Genomic DNA, 17,371 nt, shown 5'->3' with positions numbered 1-17,371 from the left:
GGCGCCGCTATGCCCGGGGCATGCTCGGAGGCGGGGGCTCGGATGAGATCATTAGCGGGCCTAACGTGGACGTGGTTGGGCTCCTTCGATTCGGCGGTGATTGGTTGATGTCGGGCGGCAATCCGCTTCGTGGACTGCGCGGTAGGCGTGGCGAATGTGAGTCGCTGGAACGAATGCTCGCCGAGGCCGCATCCGGCCACAGCCAGGTACTGGTGCTGCGCGGCGAGGCGGGCATCGGCAAATCCGCGCTGGTCGAATACCTGGTGCGGGGCGCGATCGGGTACCGGATCGCCCGGGCGGCGGGCGTCGAATCCCAGATGGAGCTGGCCTTCGCCGGATTGCACCAGCTGGCCGCGCCGATGCTGAGCCACCTCGACCGGCTGCCCGAGCCGCAGCGGGACGCGCTCGCGGTCGCGTTCGGACTGCGCAGCGGCGCGACCCCGGACCGCTTCCTGGTCGGACTGGCGATGCTCAGCCTGCTGGCCGAGGTCGCCGAGGACATGCCGCTGGTCTGCGTGATCGACGACGCGCAGTGGCTGGACCAGGTGTCCGCGCAGACCTTGGCCTTCGTCGCACGCCGCCTGCTGGCCGAAAGAGTGGCGCTGGTTTTCGCGGTGCGCACCCCGGCATCGGGCGATGATCCACTGGCAGGTCTGCCCGAACTCGTCCTGCGCGGCCTGCGTGACAACGACGCGCGCGCCCTGCTCGCGGCGGCGGTCCCGGGCCGGCTCGACCAGCGGGTCACCGACCGCATCGTCTCCGAAGCCCGCGGAAATCCCCTGGCGCTGCTGGAATTGCCGCGAGGACTGACCGCCGCGGAGCTGGCCGGCGGGTTCGGCCGCCCGGATGCGCAACCGGTGGCCAGCCAGATCGAGCGAAGCTTCCTGCGACGCATCGTCGCCCTGCCGGCGCAGCCTCGACGGCTGCTGCTGCTGGCCGCGGCCGAGCCGGTGGGTGACGCCGCGCTGCTGCGGCGAGCGGCCGCGCACCTGGGCATCGAACCGGATGCGCTCGCCGCGGCCGAGATGTCGGGCCTGATCGAACTCGGCGCGCATGTTCGTTTCCGGCATCCCCTGGTCCGATCGGCGGCGTACCGCGCGGCCGACCCGCGAGAACGCCGAGAGGCGCACCGCGCGCTGGCGGAAGTGACCGATCCGGCCGCCGATCCGGACCGCCAGGTCTGGCATCGGGCCAATGCCGCGGTCGAGCCCGACGAGGAGGTCGCCGACGCGCTCGAACGTTCGGCACAGCGCGCGCAGGCGCGTGGCGGGATCGCCGCGGCGGCGGCCTTCCTCCGGAGGGCGACCGGGCTCACGCCCGATCCGGGCAGGCGGGGTGAGCGTGCGGTGGCCGCCGCCCAGGCCGCGTTCGAGGCCGGAATCCCGGAGGCGGCACACGAACTGCTCGCCACCGCTGAAATGGGTCCGCTGGACGAAGCACAGCGCGCACGGGTGGCGCGGCTGCGGGCCCAGATCGTCTTCGCGCGTCGACGGGGCGGTGCGGCGCTGCCGTTACTGCTCGACGCGGCGGCCCGGCTCGCACCCTGCTATCCCGATCAGGCGCGCGCCGCCTACCTCGAGGCGATCGGATCGGCGGTCTTCGCCAGCCGTCTCGGTCGCGACGGCGAATTGGGAATGGTGGCGGAGCAGGCGCGGGCCGCGCTGCCGGACGCGGGCGCGCCGGACAATCCGGCGGACGCGCTGCTCGCCGGTCTGGTGACGCGGTTCGCGACCGGCTACGCCGCGAGCGCCGCGCCACTGCGGCGCGCTCTGCACGCATTCTGGGACGGCCGGGGAGCCGATGCCGAGCACAGTATGCGCTGGCTCTGGCTGACCTGGCCGACGGCCACCGAACTGTGGGACGACGAGAGCTGGCACGAGTTGTCCACCCGGGCGGTGCGGGCCGCTCGGGAAACCGGAGCGCTGAACTTCCTCCCCCTCGCGCTGAGCTACCGCGCCGGGGTGCATCTGCGCGCGGGCGAATTCGACGTCGCCGCAGTACTTGTCGAGGAATCCCGGGCGCTGCTCGAGGTGACGGGAAACTCTCCGATCATGTACACGACCTTGCTGCTGGTGGCCTGGCGCGGGGAGGACGCGCAGGCGCCCGCGCTGATCGATACCGAGGTCGCATTGGCCGCCGCCTGGGGCGAGGGCCGAACACTCAGCGGCGGCCATTACCTGCACTCGCTGCTGTACAACGGGCTCGGCCAGTATCGGGCCGCGCTGAGCAGCGCGCAGCTGGCCGCCGAACACGACGACCTCGGCATGTCCGGATTCGCGCTGCTCGAACTGGTGGAGGCGGCGGCCTACGCCGGGGACCTTGCCGCGGGCGAGGCGGCGCTCCGGCAGCTCACCGAACGCGCCGACGCCAGCGGAACCGGTTGGGCGCGGGGTATTTCGGCGCGATCGCGAGCCCTGCTCAGCGAGGGCGAAACCGCCGACCGGTTGTACCGTGAGGCCATCGAGCATCTGGGCCGCACACGAATCGCGGTGCACCTGGCGCGGACCCACCTGGTGTACGGCGAGTGGCTGCGGCGCGAGCAGCGGCGGGCCGAGGCCCGAGCGCAATTGCGGACGGCCTACGAGATGCTGAATCGTTTCGGCGCCAAGGCGTTCGCCGAGCGTGCCCGCCGGGAACTGCTCGCCATCGGAGAATCGGTGCGCCACAGCACGATCGAAGCCCACGCGGCATTGACCGCGCAGGAGGCCCAGATCGCGCGGCTCGCCGGTGACGGCCTGACCAACTCCGAAATCGGCGCGGAGTTGTTCCTCAGCGCGCGCACGGTCGAATGGCATCTGCGCAAGGTGTTCGGCAAGCTCGGGATCACCTCACGCAAGGAAATCCGCGGCGCACTGGAAAACTGATCCGGCCGGGGCCTGTAAGGCTGTGCCCGTGGCCGTTTTTTCGAATGGGAGGCGCCCGGCGGCGGGTGGGACCAGCCACGCTCTGCTTGACGCGTACTCCGCGGGGGAGCCGTCTGAAACCCGGTATTCCGTGCTCTTACCTCGTGACTCGACCGGGCGCCTGCCGAGAACAAGGACCACCCGGCCGCCGCCGATGTGACACCCGCGCCGACCGGCCGAGTGGTCACCAGAGCTGGCCGCCCGGCCGGACGACGATTTCGTTGACGGCGATGCGGCGATCGCGGGTGACGATATAGGCGATCGAGTCCGAGATATCCTCCGGCCGTAGTCGTTCCGGCCGGCCCGCAGCCTCGCGCGACCTGTGCCGGGCGGCGGTATCCACCAGTCCGGGAGCCACGACACTCACTCGCACGCCCTCCGAAAGCAGTTCCTGGCGTAGTGATTCGGTGAACCCGTTGAGGCCGAACTTGGTCAGGTGGTAGACGCTGCCCGCCGGGCGCGCGACCCGCCCGGCGGCCGAGCCCACGTTCACCAGATCCGCCACTCGCCGCGGCGAGGTCGCGGCCGCGTCGATCAGGTAGGGGACAGCGGCGTGGGTAACGTGCAGCAGCCCCGACACATTGAGTGAGATCATCCGGTCCCATTCCTCGATCGGCGTGTGCAGCGCCGTTTCCAGCACCATGGTGCTGGCGCTGTTCACCACGATGTCCAGACGCCCCAGCCGATCACAGGCCTCCTCCACCGCCCGGTACGCCTCGACCGGGACGGTGAGATCGGCCGGCACCGCGACGGCGTGCCCGCCCTGCGCGGTGAGCTCGTCCACGAGCCGGGCCAAGCGTTCGCGGTTGCGTGCGATCAGGGCGACCGCCGCGCCCTCACGGACCAATCGGGCCGCGGTCGCCGCGCCGATGCCGCCGCTGGCGCCGGTGACGAGCGCGGCGGCTCCACGCAACGGCTGATCTGACATCACTGCCTCATCTCCCTGGGTCGAGGACATCCGGCGCCATGAACCGGTGCGATCAGACTCGGGGATCCGGGCTGCCGGTCGCCCCCGGGAGACACCCTGGTTCTCTCGGACCAGGGATCGCGACACGGGTGCGGAAGGCGATCGCGAACGCGTCGAAGCGTCCACCGGTGGCCTCAGTCGGCAATGGGCAGGGCCCCGCGCAACTGCCGCCGGGAAGTGATCGACAACTTGGTGAAGATCTTTCGCAGATGCCATTCGACGGTGCGCGGGCTGAGAAACAGCCGGGCGGCCACCTCCGGATTGGACAGACCTTCACCGACCAGTACCGCGATCTGCCTTTCCTGCGGGGTCAGGTCCTCACCGGTGACCTCGACGATCCGTTTCTGGACCTTCTCGCCGCTGGCGAGCAGTTCGCGGCGGGCGCGTTCGGCGAACGCCGTCATGCCGATCGCGTCGAACATCTCGTAGGCGGTACGCAATTGGTGCCGCGCGTCGACCCGCCGGGATTGCCTGCGCAGCCATTCGCCGTACAGCAGGTGCGCACGCGCCAGCTCCGGGCGCATGAGCGTCCGGCTCAGCCTTTCGACGGCCTCCCGGTACTGGTCGTCCGCCTTGACGCCGTCGGACAGCAGCGCCCGGCAGCGCGCCAGAATCCCCTGCGCCCAGTCGGTTTGGGCCGCCGCGGCGGCATCGGTGAGCCGGTCCAGGGCGTCGTTCGCGGCCCGGTCGTCACCCACCCGGACCGCCGCTTCGATGAGCTCCGGCAGCACCCACACCGATACGACCAGCTGAGCGATCCGGGTGCTGGCCTGGGCCGCCGACAACGCGTCGTGGTAGCGGGACAGGCCGTTGTAGAGGACCGCGGCCGCCCATTGCGCGGTGGTGACTCCGGTCAGCTGGCCGTCCGCCGCGGTCTGTTCGATGGTGGCGGCGATCAGGGCCGTGGCCTCGGACTCCTTGCCCTGCATGGCGGTCAGGATGAGCGTGGTGTAGGGCGCGAGGGGGATGCCGGTCGCCGCCGCGATGCCTTCGGATTCGGCGACGATACCCGCCGCCGCCGTGAAGTCGCCGATCAGCGACGTCGCCGCGCCGAGCGAGGCGAGATAGATCGGCAGCTCGGTCAGGATTCCGGCGGTGCGCACCGCTTCCGCCGCGCGCGTGTAGGTTTCGATCATCACCCGCTCGTCCCAGACCGCCGGACTCAGCCCGCAGGCGGCCCAACCCCATTTGAGCAGGTCCGCGACGGGTAGATCGACGAGCGCGGTCAGTGCGCGCCGCAGCGGTCCGATCGCGGTGCCCCGGCCGGCGGTGCCCAGCAGCGCGCAGCCCTCGAGCACCAGGTCGATCGGCCGCGGATTCGCCGGCGGGGCCGGAAGTTCCCGGATCACTTCGGAAATCGCGGTGAGGCTCACGTTGTCGGCGGCCCCCCATGCCGCCGCGCCCCAGGCCAGCAAATAGGTTTCGCGGGCCAGATCGCGGTCGAAAGGTTCCAGCCGCCGTGCCGCCGCCAGCAGGATCGGCGGCGCTTGCTCGTTGAAGCCGGCGGCCTGTGCGATCCTGCCCCGTACCAGTTGCGCTCGGGCACGCAGCAATTCGCTGCTCGCCTCCAGGTCGGCGAGATCGACCAGGCGGCGCGCCACATCCAGATCACCGGCCCGGGCACTGGCATCGGCGGCCGCGACCGCCCGCTCGGCACGGCGCGAGGTATCGGCGGTCAGGTCCACCGACCGTCGCAGGAACGCGGCCGCGGCGGCCAATCCGCCCCGGGCTTGGGCCCGATCGGCGGACCGTTCCAGTTCCGCGGCGACGGTCTCCTCCGGTTCCGCCGCTGCCGAGGCCAGATGCCAGGCTCGACGGTCCGGATCGACTTTCGGATCGGTGACTTCGGCCAGCGCGCGATGCACCGCCCGCCGATCCTCTTCCGTAGCAGCGCGATACACCGCCGAGCGAACGAGCGGGTGCCGGAACGTGACGCGGATGTCGAAGGACAGCAGTTCGTCGGTCTGTTCGTCGAGTGCCGCGGCCGGGGTGACTCCGAGCCGTTCGGCGGCGCGCCACACCAGCGCGGGATCGCCCACCGGTTCGGCAGCCGCGATCAGCAAAAGCCGCTTGCTCGGCGCGGACAACTCGTCGATCCGGGTCAGGAAGCTCTGCTCGATCCGTCCAGGCACGCTGTCGATGGGCAGAAGCCCGTAGCCGCCCGCGAGTTCGGTGACGGTGTGCTCACGCGGAAGTTCCAGCAACGCAAGGGGATTGCCCCTGGCCTCGGCCACGATCCGATCGCGAATGCGATGGTCGAGGCGGGCGGGAGTCGCCGTGTCGAGCAAGGTGCGAGCGTCGGTCTCGTTCAACCCGGTGACCTCGAGCTCCGGCAATCCGAGAAGATCATGGGACCGTTGCCGGGCCGCGAAAACCAGGGCCACCGATTCGGCCAGCAGCCGGCGGGCTACGAAACCCAGCACCTGTGCCGAGGCCCGATCCATCCACTGCGCATCGTCGATCACGCACAGCAGCGGGCCGCTCTCGGAAGCGTCCGAGAGCAAGCTCAGCACCCCCAACCCGACCAGAAAGCGTTCGGGCGGCGTGCCTGCCCGCAACCCGAAAACGGTTTCGAGCGCGTGCCGCTGCGGCTCCGGCAGGGCTGTCAGCCGATCCAGCATCGGCACACACAATTGATGCAGGGTGGCGTACGCGAGCTCCATCTCCGCCTCGACACCGACCGCCCGCATCACTCGCAGATCGGTCGCCACACCCTCCAGATAGTCCAGCAGCGCCGACTTGCCGACCCCTGCCCCGCCGTGCAGGACCAGTACCCGGCTCTCACCCGTGCGGATCGCCGCGACCAATCGATCCAGGGCAGCCGATTCCGCTCCGCGTCCGACCAACTCGACCTGCCCCCGAAACGCCACTCTCGCCTGCCTTCTCCACGGTGGATCCGAGCCGGTCGGCTCCAGCAACCACAGAGTGATCATCCTGTCTTGAAATGCTCCAGTTTGGAAGAGCGTGACCGGATCACGAACTCGGGACTGGTGCTCCGAGCACGATCGGCGTGACTAATGGCACTCGCCGAGCGTCGACGTCGGTGGACCCACCAGGAGCGAGAACGACCGTAGGCCCTGCTGCATCCCACAGCGGACCCGCCGCCCAGATCGGGGCTGTCACCAGGGTCACGATGGCCATGGTGATGAAGGCAACCGCCCAACGCGGATTCCGGAACATCATTCACTCCACTCCGAACTCGACACTCGCAGCCCAGACCGGACTGCGGCATCAACCAGAGTTGCCCGCCCGCACAACCTCTCGCGCCCGGGAATCCCCCTGGGCCCACCCTGGGCTCGCCCCGGGCCGATCGGCGGGGCGGTTGGCTTCCGGGTGCGCTCGATGCCGTGCAGACAGCTGACGCGGGACGACGTCCGCTCACGAGCGAGCATCGGCTTCGCCCGCCCGCGCGGTGGCGGACCAGCGGTTTTATGGGATCTGTAAGGGGATCGCCAGCGCGATCACCCTACGGTCGGCATTGTTCGGAGCGGGCATCCGGCCTGCTGGACGGGGGAGTATGAAGCGAATACTGCTGGTGCTCGGAACATTCGGGATTGTTGTGGGCTTGTCTACCGGGATCGCTCGGGCGGACAACTTCTCCGGGAGCACGTCCGGGAGTTGTTCCGGGACGGTGGGTAGTTGGGGGTTCTTCTATGCGTACACCTATCAGTACGCCTTCATCTCGGCGGACACGATCGAGGAGGAGGTTCATGACTTCGCATTCGATGGATTCTTGTCCGGTGCAGAGAACGCGCGCCTACTCAACGGCAAGCAGCGCACCTGGATCGTCTATCGCAAAGGCGATTTCGACCTCGCGGTGCCGTATGTGAAAGGGGCGGGTCTGTTCGTCCGCGATAACCGGGACCGCGATGACGATTGGGTCAAGCTGTGCAGCTATTGATGTCTCCCCTCGAGCGAGACCGGCCGTGTGTCGCTCAAGTTCCGCTGCGGGGCGCGGTCGGGGAGGTCGACGGTCGCAGCTTCAGGCAATGGGCGCCTTTCCAATTGGCGAGTTCGTCGAGGTTGGCCGCAAGTACCGCTGCGGGCGGGTCCGGCACCGTCCGCTCCAGGTGGTTGACGACGTACGTTTTCATCGTCGAGTAGTAGCGGCTTACCTCGGTGGGTGCCTTCGGCTGAAAACTGCTGAGCCGCTGGATCTCTCCCTGCGGATCGCTCGGCGTCGCGCCCTGCTGCAATGCCTTCACGAGATCGATTTCGTGCTGCACCTCGGTGCACGGATCCCCGGTCGAGCCCGAATCCGCCGCCGAACTGTCAGAGCCGCAGGCGCTGAGCGTGACAGCTGTGGCGACAAGAGCTAGGCAGACGCTGCCGACGCGCGACACGTTGACCCCCGGAAATTCGATCGGACTTGCTGGTTCGACGTGATCTTACGCAGACCTGTGCGCCAGCCGACTTCTTGACTGCCGTTCAAGAAGTCTCTACGGTTACCGCAACCCGCTTCTTGGATTGCGTTCAAGAAGAGTGATGGTGGAGCGGAGGACGCGAGTCATGGAAATCAGTGAGCCCGTCGAGCGACGTGAGGCGGTGGCGGTGCGGCGGCGTGAGGTCTCGTTCGCCTCCGGCCGAGACGAGTGCGCGGCTTGGTTGTACGCCGCGCCTGATCTGAACGGCCCGCGCCCGATGGTGATCATGGGGCACGGGCTGGGGGCGGTGCGGGAGATGCGTCTGGATGCCTTCGCGCAACGGTTCGCCGAGGCTGGGTGGTCGGTGCTTGTGTTCGACTATCGTCATCTCGGGGCCAGTGGCGGAATGCCGCGTCAGCTGCTCGATATCGGTCGGCAACGGGCCGATTGGCATGCGGCGCTGGCTTTCGTGCGCACGCTGCCGGAGGTGGATGTCGAGCGGATTGCTTTGTGGGGCAGTTCTTTCGGTGGCGGCCATGTTCTTCAGGTCGCCTCCGAGGGCGCCGGTATCGCGGCGGTCGTGGCCCAGTGCCCTTTCACGGACGGACCGGCGTCGTTGCGCTCGCGTATCCAGGCCGGCCCGCTGAGCGTGGTAGCGCTGACGATCGCCGGCATACTCGATACGGTCGGTTCCTGGTTCGGCGCCAAGCCGATCCTGTTGCCGATGGCCGGTACGTCGTGGATGCCCGCGTTCGTCGCTTCACCCGATGCCCTCGCCGGTGCTTCGGCACTCCTGCCTGCGGGGACCCGGCTCTCGCGGCGCACGAGTGCAGTGCTGAAGCGGCTGCCGTCGGTGCGGGCTCGGGTGTCGAAGAACATCGAGCTGACCGAGAACGATGGCGGCGAGGAACCCTCCACTGCGGTCGGTCGCGACACCATGTGGGGTGTATTGCGCGGCCCGGACGGCGAATTCGATGCCGCCAACGCCCTGGCGGCACGGCTGGCGCTGCGCCTTCCGCTCTACCGGCCCGGTCGCGCACTGGGCCGCTTCAGCACCCCGACACTGCTGTGCGTCTGCGACAACGACGCGGCAGCGCCCGCGAAGACCACCAAGCGGCGCGCGCAGGGCCTGGCACACGTACATGTCCAGAGCTACCCGTGCGACCACTTCGACATCTACGTGGGCGAGCACTTCGAACGAGCTGTGCGTGACCAACTCTATTTCCTGGCAACGCAATTCGACTACACCGCACACGCCACGCAGTAGACCGCCCCGCGGGTCAGTACTGATCGGACAGTCACCCTGCGGCTGCTGCGAGACCGCGGGCACTGTTGAGTAGTGTCTCGATCACCGCGCGCCGCTGGGCCTGCTCCGCCGGATGCGTCAGCAAGCCCTCGACAACGAAAACGCCCATCGTGACCAACGGATCCACGTCGTGGCCGGGCACGCCAAGCTCGATCAGCTCCGCCCGGAACAATCCTTCGGCCAGCGCGTGGAACTGCTCGTGCCATTCACCGATCGCCGCGGACTCCGCGGCGCGCGTGTGCACCGTGCTCACCAACCGCCCCAGCTGCTCCAATTCCTCGACCAGCCACAACAACCGATCAGCCAGGCTCGAATCCAGAATGTCGCTGTAGGCAGCCATCGAGTCGGCCAGAACCGCTTCCAGGACCGCGATCAAAACCGCGTCCTTGTCCTGGAAGTACCAGTACAGCGTGTTCGACACCACGCCGGCGTCGCGGGCGATCCGCGTCATCGACGCGGCGTCGTAGCCCTCCTCGACGAACAACCGCCGAGCGGCCACCACGATCTCCGCACGCTTCTCTTCCCGATCCTGCGGACGTCTGTTGCGAGGCATCTCCAGTCCTGACCTAGTCCCGGCCCCGATGCTATCTTGACCGGTCCCCAAGAACGATGCCGGTGCACGGGGCGGTTAGAGGGAACGTGCGTATTCGCGTTCCGCACTGGCGCGTTGGCGCGCACGCAGTCCGTTCACCAGGGCCAGAAGCACACCGGCGCCGACCAGGATCAGCCCGCGCAGCCAGATCTGTCCGTCGATGCGTGTCGCCAGGAACAGGCAGGATGCCAAGCCGAGCCACGGTATGACGGTCGGGATGCGGAAGTGGCCGGGCTCGCCGGGCTCGCGGCGCAGGATGAGGACCGAAGAGTTCACTGCGGCGAAGACCACCAGGAGCAGGAGTACCAGCGTTTCGGCGAGGGTGGCGACGTCGCCGGTCAGGGCGAGCATCAGGGATATCGACGAGGTGGCCAGGATCGCGACCCACGGGGTGCGGCGGACGGGCAGCACGCGGGCCAGTACGGCGGGCAGCAATCCGTCGCGGGCCATGCCGTAGGTCAGTCGTGACGCCATGATTCCGGTCAGTAGTGCGCCGTTGGCTACGGCGACCAGCGCGATCACACTGAACAGCCGATCGGGTATGCCGCCGGCGATGCGCACTACCTCGAGGAGGGGTCCGCTGGATCGGGACAGTTCTTCGGTGGGCACTGCCGCGCTGGCGACGACACCGATGAGTATGTAGACGACGCCGGCGGTACCCAGCGCGCCGAACAGCGCCGTCGGGTACGACCGGCGGGGATCGCGGACTTCCTCCGCCAGATTCACCGAGGTCTCGAAGCCCACGAAGGAATAGAAGGCCAGCACCGTGCCCGCGAGCACCGCGGACACCACGCCGCGGTCAGGGGTGCCGATCTCGGTCAGTCGGCCGGGGTCCCCGTCCCCGCGAATCATGATCCAAACGCCCAAGCCGATGATCAGCAGCAGACCGCTGAGTTCGATCAAGGTCGCGAAGACATTGGCGCGCAACGACTCTCTGATACCGCGGATATTGAGTGCCGCCAGAGCGAGGAGGAAGACGACCACCACCAGCGGTATCGGCACCGTGACGAGAACCTGGAGATAATCGCCGGCGAACGCCCGGGCCAGCGCTCCCACCGATACGATCCCGCCGGCCAGCATGCAGAAGCCCACCAGCGACCCGGCCGCAGGCCCCAGCGCTCGCGTGGCATAGTGCGCCGATCCGCCCGCACGCGGATACTTCGTCGCCAGCTCGGCGTAGGAACCCGCACTGAGTGACGCGAGCATCAACGCGATCAGCAACGGCAGCCAGACCGCGCCACCGGACACCTGCGCGACCGAGCCGACCAGCACGTACACCCCAGCGCCCAGGACGTCGCCCAGGATGAAGAAGTACAGCAGCCGGGTGCTCACAGCGCGATTCAAGGGAGTGGACACACCGAACGCATACCCGTCCGATCGGTGCCGAACCGATCGCGAGCAAACGCTCCGCTCAGCCCCATCCGGTGCCGATCCGAGCGTGGCGGAATGCGAGTTCGTGGTGAGCCGATCTACGACGCGATCTGCACCACGATTTTGCCTCGGGTATGTCCACCGGCGACGCGTGCGAGCGCATCGTGGACGTGCTCGAGCGGGAATATCGCCTCGATGCTCGGACGCAACTGGCCGGCCTGAACCAAGCGGGAGAGAGCGTCGAGGCGCTGCCGATCAACATGGGCCGCGAAGGTCTCTCCGGTGATTCCACGATCCAGCTCGCCCAGCGGATCCTGGGCGATGATCGAAACAGCGTGGCCGCCATCGCGGATCGTTGTCAGGGCGCTGTCGCGGGCCTGTCCTCCGGTTCCGTCGAACAGCAGATCGACGCCGCCCGGGACCGCGAGCCGGACCTGCGCAGCCCACTCGGGATCGTGATAGTCGAACACGTCGGAGGCGCCCAGGCCACGCAGATAGTCATGGTTACCGGAGCTGGCGACCCCCAGGACACGGGCGCCCACGGCCGCAGCGATCTGCACCGCGCTACTGCCGACGCCACCCGCCGCGCCGGTGATGAGGACCGATTCACCGGCCCGCAGCCGCCCCCGATCGATGAGCCCCTCGTACGCGGTGCCCGCTCCGATCACCAAACCCGCCGCTTCCGGGAAGTCCAGTGCGGCGGGCATCACCGCCACCCGGGCGGAATCAACGAGCGCGAACTCGGCGAGCCCGCCACCGGTCGGGAAGGTCGTTGCGTAAACCCGTTGCCCCGGTTGAACATCGGAGCCTGGCTCGGCCGCCTCGACGACACCGGAGAGCTCCTGGCCCGGCACGAACGGCGCTGCGAGCCCCGGGAAACCACCGCCCAGCATTCCGACATCCCACGGCCCGACGCCCGCGCAGTGGACTCGTACCAGCACCTGCCCGGCCGCCGGTTCGGGCGGAGTCGGCCACTCGGTGACGGTGAGCCCGTCGATGCCGGTCAGATCCTGCGCTACGGCAGCGCGCATGGCTTCCTCCATTTCTGTAGGCGGACAGCTTCTCCGGTAGGCGGATATCAGCTTGTACGAGCCGCCGGACCTCACGCCGTAACCGCGGCACTCCGGGTGTGTCACGGAGCTCGTCTCGGGATCGACCACTATTGCGGCCCCGGGGCTGGGTTGCGGCCGCGGGTTGCGCGCTGGCGGCCGATGCCCCCGACGTCCTTCGGAGGATAGCGATGAGCAACCCGGACAATGATGGTCGACCTCGAACGAAGGAGCAGACATGCGGTCCACCCGATGGTCATTGATCGTGCTTGTGGCACTGGCCGCCTGCGCGTGTTCGAGCAAGCCCGCCGAGGAGCCGACAGACTGGGTGCCGCCGGTGATTTCCTCACTGAAGGCGCAACAGAAGGACTGGTACGACGAAAACCTCGCGGTAGGCCGGAAATCGGACTGGATGCTGACCGAACCAAATCCCGGCGCCGCACCGGAGGACATCCGCAGCGCCGAGACCCGGCTGGGGACCCACTTCGACGACCACTTCGACGACCAGTTCAAGCAATGGCTCGCACATGCCAACGGGTGGACAGCGTTCTCCGGCGGCGGCTACCTCTACGCGCTCAGTGACATCTCGAAGGACTCGCCCGAGCACAAAGTCATGCTCGAGGTCTTCCAGCAGTACGCGGTCCAGCCTCGTGATCTGGAGATGGACTCGTTCGACAACCTGATCATCATCGGAGGCACTGCCGACGGGATCCGATACGTCACCGTCGGCTGCCAGCAACAGCAGTGTGCCTCGGCACCGGTATGGGAGATCGAAAGCACCGAGTACACACGATTCGGCGACCTCAAGGAATTCCTGAACAGGAAAGTTACCCTGGCGAAGACGATCGTCGACAAAATGAAGAACCACCGTAAATAACACCCATGTTTGCTGCCCGGTCCCGGACCGGGTACCTCGTTGCCGGCGACGACCAGCCTCGGCCGTTCGCTGGACCTGGGTAAAGGTGATCAACTCCTCGGCCGGGGATTCATGCTGCCAGCACCGACCGACGGTGTCGCCGCGCCTGGGTGGCGCGGGTAGCGCGGCCGTGGAACGCAGCTTCTCGTGGCTGATGAACGCCCGTCGTAATGCGTGGGGGTGTCACCACCTTGACGGTGAGGTCGAGGAACTGCGCGGCCCACTCGACCAGGGCTCCACTGTAGGCCGAGTCGGCCCAGGCAATGGTGAGTTCGGGATGCAGGATCCGCAGCCGCCACAGCAGTTCGCGGGCGGCGGCCCGATCGGTCACATCAGCGGCGGTGACCCTGATCGCGACCGGCAAACCCTTTGTTTCACAAGCCAAATGGCGCTTGCGCCCATTCACCTTTTTGGCTTGATCCCACCCTCTCGAGGTCACCGGGACGGTGTCTGCGCCCTTCACGGACTGGGAATCGATCACCACCGCGACCGCGCCGGGACCGCGGCTCAATCGGTCAGTTCTCCGGCGGGCCGGGACCGGGATGCTCGATCACGCCATAGCCGCCGATGCGGACCGTGGCCAAATGTACGACAGCCCAAGACAACTCCCAATAGATCGCACCACTCGGATCATCCGAGGCACCCACGCCAGCCGTTGCAGCCTTACCCTCGAATATCCGTGCTGCGTCGTCGGTGAACGCTCGAAAGTCGCGGTCGAAGGCGTCATCGATCGCAGGCCCCATCCTTCGCAACCGGTCAGCGAGCCTGTCGAGTCGATCGACAAGGTCATGCTCTTCGAACTGCTCCAGGTATGGGCGGCTGGCAGCGAGCAGATCGCGAAGGCGGGTCAGTGACGAGTCGACCGCAGCAGGGTCCTTCACCAGGCTGGACAACCGATATCCGTTTACGAAAAACACCACTTCTACAGAGTGGCATTCAGCTCGGCGTCGACAGTGCCGTAAATGCAGCGAGTCATTTTCAGAAGACCTTGACTCGTACTCGCAGGGTGGTCGCGGTGGCGGAGCGTGCGATGAGCACGTGGCTTCCAGGCAATGCGCGGCCGCCGGTCAGTTCGGCCAGGACCAGGGTCTGCTGGCTCGTGCAGTCGAGATCGGTTGCCAGGTCGAGGTTTCTGGTGGCGAGATCCTCGCAGGTGACGAGTTGGGTGGCCGGTTGCGATCCCGTCCGGCCCGGCTTGATTTGGAAGATGGGGGAGTCGAGGGTGAATTCGGATGCCGGGCCGGTGAACGATCCGTCGAGTGTGCAGATCGGCAACCGTCGCATGTTGTGGCAAGTCGATGTCATCCCGATCAGATGCCAGCCGTCCGGGATATGAGCTTGGAACAGGTTGGCCATGCTGTTCCTGGCTTCGCTTTCGGACAGTTCCTCTTGCACGACGTCGGGGCCGATCAGAGATTCAGCCGCGCCCGCGAGTTCGGATAGCGCCAGGGCAAGAACCGCCGTGACCACCGTGGCCATCGCCGCGATGCCCAACAGCATGAGGGCGATCTTCCGGATACGAGATCTGACGAACGCGGTCGAACCGTCTTGCCGCACACCAAATCCCATCCGAGCCTCCTCGAATCGGATCCTACCCATGCCTGCCACGGCCGACCTTCGGCTAGCTGCTATCGACCTTCGGGATCCAGCTCGGTCGGCGTTACTCCGGCTGTGGTCGCTTGCGGCGCGACTGTCGTAGAGGGAGGGCTGCCGCTGGTCGTTTCCGTAGTGTGCGCCGAGACCGTTATCCGGACCGATGCCGGTGAGACGGTCACCGGTTTGGCGTTGCCCACCGTCGAGGCCTGGTCACCGACCATGGGGGTGTAGATCAGTTGTGTCGGCACGGTGTGTACGCGAATGAACACCCAGCCGTCCGTACGCTCGCCCTGAGGTGCAACCACCGCAGCGGGGAAACGGGATTCACAGCCGAGTCCCACAAGCATCCAGCGCCGGTGAGATGCATTTCGTTGTCGCACAGGAACTTCCGGCCGAGTGTATCGCGGGTTCACCGTCCGGGGTCGCGCTCGCTGTGCGAGTCGAGATCACCAACAGGCCAGGTGGGCAGCTCAGTGTGCCCGATGAACATCAACTCAGGGCTTGGCTGTTGTCGGATCGGTTCCGAGGTCGATGATTTCGGGTGGTTTCCGTGCGAGTACGTTGATGCACTTGTCGTCGACCAGGAAGTACTCGCGGAGGTCTTCGTGTTCGCCGGTGAAAAAGTAGGGGCGGCGCCGCTCCAGGTCCAGCCAGCCGCCCCGGAGGACTTCCCATAACCAGCCGTTGGGTTCGCTGTAGGTGTTCCAATACTCGGTGAGGTCACCCTCATCGAGCACGCGAAACCCTGCCGGATGGCGGAATACGATCTTGGCGTACGAGAACCCCGGGCCTTGAATGGCGATGGTGAGATCGCCGTCGTAGCGCAGATCCCGGACGACCTTTGACGAGTACCGGCTCGACTCGGCCACCAGGCGGCATTCTGGCTCGAAGCCGCGAGTGGGGGGCAGATTTCTCTGGGTCGTCGGACGGGGTTGGCATGAGCTGATCATGCCGGAGCCTTGGGTTCGATTCTGCGAGCGACTCGGTTCGCGAACCGGCGGCCGAATGTCCTCTGCTAGCGCGACCCGGGTGGTCGGGGAATGTCCCCTCGCGCAGTGGTGGAGGGCGGCCGGTGTTAGTTTCTGGTTGTGAGTCTCCAGTCGGACGGTGGCGTCGAGCAGCGCTTGTCCGATTCGCCGTATGTCGAGCGGGTGTATCGGGCTGGGCCGGATTCGGGGGTGGTGGCGCCGCGGATGCGGTCGGTGGCCAATTCGAATTGGGAGCTTGTCGTTTGGCGGGATCGGGGGGAGACGCACGTTTCGGTTCGTGGGCCGGAGACCGGGCCTACGGTGTTGGAGTTGGGGCCTGGGGCGGGGGAGACGTTCGGGATTATTTTCCGGCATGGCGCGTTTTTGGCGCCGATGCCGGTGTCGGGGTTGGTTGATAGCGCGGTGTCGAGTTCGTTTACGACGTCGCGGTCGTTCGTGTTGCAGGGGGAGGAGTGGGAGATCCCGGATTATGGGAATGCTGAGGTGTTTGCGGATCGGCTGGTTCGGGCCGGGCTGTTGGTGCGTGATCCGTTGGTGACGGATGTGCTGCGTGGTGAGGCGGCGACGTTGGTGACTCCGCGGTCGGTGCAGCGGCGGGTGGCTGCGGCGACGGGGTTGACGCAGGGGGCGATCCGGCAGATCGAGCGGGCCAGGCAGGCGGTATTGCTGCTGCGGCAAGGGATTTCGGCGAGTGAGGTGGCGCAGCTGGCGGGGTATCACGACCAGCCGCATCTCGCGCGTTCGATGGTGCGGTTCATCGGGCGTACGGCTACGCAACTGCAGCAGCCTGATGGCGAGGAGATGCTGTCGCTTCTGTACAAGACCGAGGTGGAGGTGCGTCCCTAGGTTTTGTGGTGTCGCCGGGAACACCCGGCACACCGGAAAATTCTTGGAGAGGCACGTCATGGCAATCACGCAGATCTACGTCAACCTGCCGGTCAGCGACCTGGACGCGAGCACGAAGGTGTATACGGCGATGGGCGGCATCATCAATCCGGATTTCACGGGGGACACTTCCGCCCAGGTGGTTCTCGCGGACTCGATCATGGTGCAGCTGATGACGCGAGAAGCGTTCGCGGCCTTCACCAAGCGCGCCACCGCCGAGGGACAGATCGAGGTGATCAACGCGCTCGGTGCCGAATCGCGGGAAGAAGTGGACCGCCTGGCAGATGCGGCGCTCGCCGCGGGCGCTACCGAACCCCGCGAGGTCCAGGACCTGGGCTGGCTCTACAACCGGGCGATCGAGGACCCGGACGGCCACACTTGGGAGCTGCTGGCCTACAACGCTAATGCGATGAGCGAGGACACCTCGTCCTAG

Annotated in this window: 16 protein-coding genes; 6 read left to right on the top strand and 10 right to left on the bottom strand. The window is 67.2% G+C overall.

The genetic code is table 11. The features are described from left to right. The first annotated feature begins 107 nt into the window (after positions 1–107). Positions 108–2,864: an ATP-binding protein gene (locus NY1_RS34560; protein WP_067721370.1), complete on the top strand. Its 2,757-nt coding sequence runs from the start codon at positions 108–110 to the stop codon at positions 2,862–2,864. A 223-nt stretch (positions 2,865–3,087) separates the two neighbouring features. Here NY1_RS34560 and NY1_RS34555 read toward each other — a convergent pair whose 3' ends face one another. After that, positions 3,088–3,831 (bottom strand): SDR family oxidoreductase, encoded by a 744-nt coding sequence (locus NY1_RS34555; RefSeq protein WP_067721369.1) that lies wholly within the window; start codon positions 3,829–3,831, stop codon positions 3,088–3,090. Positions 3,832–4,004: 173 nt separating this feature from the next. After that, a complete protein-coding gene (locus tag NY1_RS34550; RefSeq protein WP_067721368.1) occupies positions 4,005–6,740 on the bottom strand; it encodes an AAA family ATPase in 2,736 nt (911 codons plus the stop codon). 647 nt (positions 6,741–7,387) lie between these two features. Between NY1_RS34550 and NY1_RS34545 the strand changes: the two genes are divergently transcribed. Further along, positions 7,388–7,771, top strand: a complete 384-nt coding sequence (locus tag NY1_RS34545; RefSeq protein ID WP_067721367.1) for a hypothetical protein — start codon at positions 7,388–7,390, stop codon at positions 7,769–7,771. A gap of 34 nt (positions 7,772–7,805) precedes the next feature. Here NY1_RS34545 and NY1_RS34540 read toward each other — a convergent pair whose 3' ends face one another. Continuing rightward, positions 7,806–8,213, bottom strand: coding sequence for a hypothetical protein (locus tag NY1_RS34540; protein WP_067721366.1), 408 nt, complete (start codon positions 8,211–8,213; stop codon positions 7,806–7,808). A gap of 166 nt (positions 8,214–8,379) precedes the next feature. Between NY1_RS34540 and NY1_RS34535 the strand changes: the two genes are divergently transcribed. Beyond that, a complete protein-coding gene (locus NY1_RS34535; protein WP_067721365.1) occupies positions 8,380–9,501 on the top strand; it encodes an alpha/beta hydrolase in 1,122 nt (373 codons plus the stop codon). Between the two features lie 31 nt (positions 9,502–9,532). On the opposite strand, the gene NY1_RS34530 is transcribed toward NY1_RS34535, so the two are convergent. From NY1_RS34530 to NY1_RS34520, 3 genes are all read right to left on the bottom strand, one after another. Next, positions 9,533–10,093, bottom strand: a complete 561-nt coding sequence (locus NY1_RS34530) for a TetR/AcrR family transcriptional regulator (RefSeq protein WP_067721364.1) — start codon at positions 10,091–10,093, stop codon at positions 9,533–9,535. Positions 10,094–10,168: 75 nt separating this feature from the next. Beyond that, complete coding sequence (locus tag NY1_RS34525) at positions 10,169–11,464, bottom strand: APC family permease (RefSeq protein WP_369690465.1); 1,296 nt, start codon at positions 11,462–11,464, stop codon at positions 10,169–10,171. 137 nt (positions 11,465–11,601) lie between these two features. After that, entirely contained in the window at positions 11,602–12,534 is a 933-nt protein-coding gene (locus tag NY1_RS34520; protein WP_169815447.1) for an NADP-dependent oxidoreductase, read from the bottom strand. A 256-nt stretch (positions 12,535–12,790) separates the two neighbouring features. Here NY1_RS34520 and NY1_RS43295 point away from each other — a divergent pair, with 256 nt between their 5' ends. Continuing rightward, the gene (locus NY1_RS43295) at positions 12,791–13,429 is read left to right on the top strand and encodes an SMI1/KNR4 family protein (RefSeq protein ID WP_169815446.1); all 639 of its coding nucleotides are present in this window, start codon (positions 12,791–12,793) and stop codon (positions 13,427–13,429) included. A 109-nt stretch (positions 13,430–13,538) separates the two neighbouring features. Here the strand turns inward: NY1_RS43295 and NY1_RS34510 are convergent, their stop codons facing one another. The 4 genes from NY1_RS34510 to NY1_RS34495 all read right to left on the bottom strand — a co-directional run bounded on the left by NY1_RS34510 (position 13,539) and on the right by NY1_RS34495 (position 15,933). Continuing rightward, positions 13,539–13,952: a transposase gene (locus NY1_RS34510; RefSeq protein ID WP_369690466.1), complete on the bottom strand. Its 414-nt coding sequence runs from the start codon at positions 13,950–13,952 to the stop codon at positions 13,539–13,541. Between the two features lie 31 nt (positions 13,953–13,983). Next, entirely contained in the window at positions 13,984–14,388 is a 405-nt protein-coding gene (locus tag NY1_RS34505; RefSeq protein ID WP_067721359.1) for a hypothetical protein, read from the bottom strand. A gap of 58 nt (positions 14,389–14,446) precedes the next feature. Then, positions 14,447–15,037, bottom strand: coding sequence for a hypothetical protein (locus tag NY1_RS34500; protein ID WP_157762634.1), 591 nt, complete (start codon positions 15,035–15,037; stop codon positions 14,447–14,449). A 521-nt stretch (positions 15,038–15,558) separates the two neighbouring features. After that, on the bottom strand, positions 15,559–15,933 hold the full coding sequence (locus NY1_RS34495) for a hypothetical protein (RefSeq protein WP_067721357.1): 375 nt from the start codon (positions 15,931–15,933) through the stop codon (positions 15,559–15,561). Between the two features lie 219 nt (positions 15,934–16,152). On the opposite strand from NY1_RS34495, the gene NY1_RS34490 reads away from it, so the two are divergent. Together NY1_RS34490 and NY1_RS34485 are read left to right on the top strand one after the other, a co-directional pair. Continuing rightward, complete coding sequence (locus tag NY1_RS34490) at positions 16,153–16,899, top strand: helix-turn-helix domain-containing protein (protein WP_218028526.1); 747 nt, start codon at positions 16,153–16,155, stop codon at positions 16,897–16,899. Positions 16,900–16,957: 58 nt separating this feature from the next. Continuing rightward, positions 16,958–17,371, top strand: a complete 414-nt coding sequence (locus NY1_RS34485) for a VOC family protein (protein WP_067721356.1) — start codon at positions 16,958–16,960, stop codon at positions 17,369–17,371.

Source organism: Nocardia yamanashiensis NBRC 100130 (assembly GCF_001613325.1).
Lineage (GTDB): Bacteria > Actinomycetota > Actinomycetes > Mycobacteriales > Mycobacteriaceae > Nocardia > Nocardia yamanashiensis.
This window is presented reverse-complemented; position numbering and strand designations above follow the sequence as displayed.

What these genes read in the sequence shown, in the direction of transcription:
- NY1_RS34560 (WP_067721370.1), top strand. Translation starts at nt 108, where the DNA reads ATGTCGGGCGGCAATCCGCTTCGTGGACTGCGCGGTAGGCGTGGCGAA.
- NY1_RS34555 (WP_067721369.1), bottom strand. Translation starts at nt 3,831, where the DNA reads ATGTCAGATCAGCCGTTGCGTGGAGCCGCCGCGCTCGTCACCGGCGCC.
- NY1_RS34545 (WP_067721367.1), top strand. Translation starts at nt 7,388, where the DNA reads ATGAAGCGAATACTGCTGGTGCTCGGAACATTCGGGATTGTTGTGGGC.
- NY1_RS34535 (WP_067721365.1), top strand. Translation starts at nt 8,380, where the DNA reads ATGGAAATCAGTGAGCCCGTCGAGCGACGTGAGGCGGTGGCGGTGCGG.
- NY1_RS34530 (WP_067721364.1), bottom strand. Translation starts at nt 10,093, where the DNA reads ATGCCTCGCAACAGACGTCCGCAGGATCGGGAAGAGAAGCGTGCGGAG.
- NY1_RS34520 (WP_169815447.1), bottom strand. Translation starts at nt 12,534, where the DNA reads ATGCGCGCTGCCGTAGCGCAGGATCTGACCGGCATCGACGGGCTCACC.
- NY1_RS43295 (WP_169815446.1), top strand. Translation starts at nt 12,791, where the DNA reads ATGCGGTCCACCCGATGGTCATTGATCGTGCTTGTGGCACTGGCCGCC.
- NY1_RS34500 (WP_157762634.1), bottom strand. Translation starts at nt 15,037, where the DNA reads ATGGGATTTGGTGTGCGGCAAGACGGTTCGACCGCGTTCGTCAGATCT.
- NY1_RS34485 (WP_067721356.1), top strand. Translation starts at nt 16,958, where the DNA reads ATGGCAATCACGCAGATCTACGTCAACCTGCCGGTCAGCGACCTGGAC.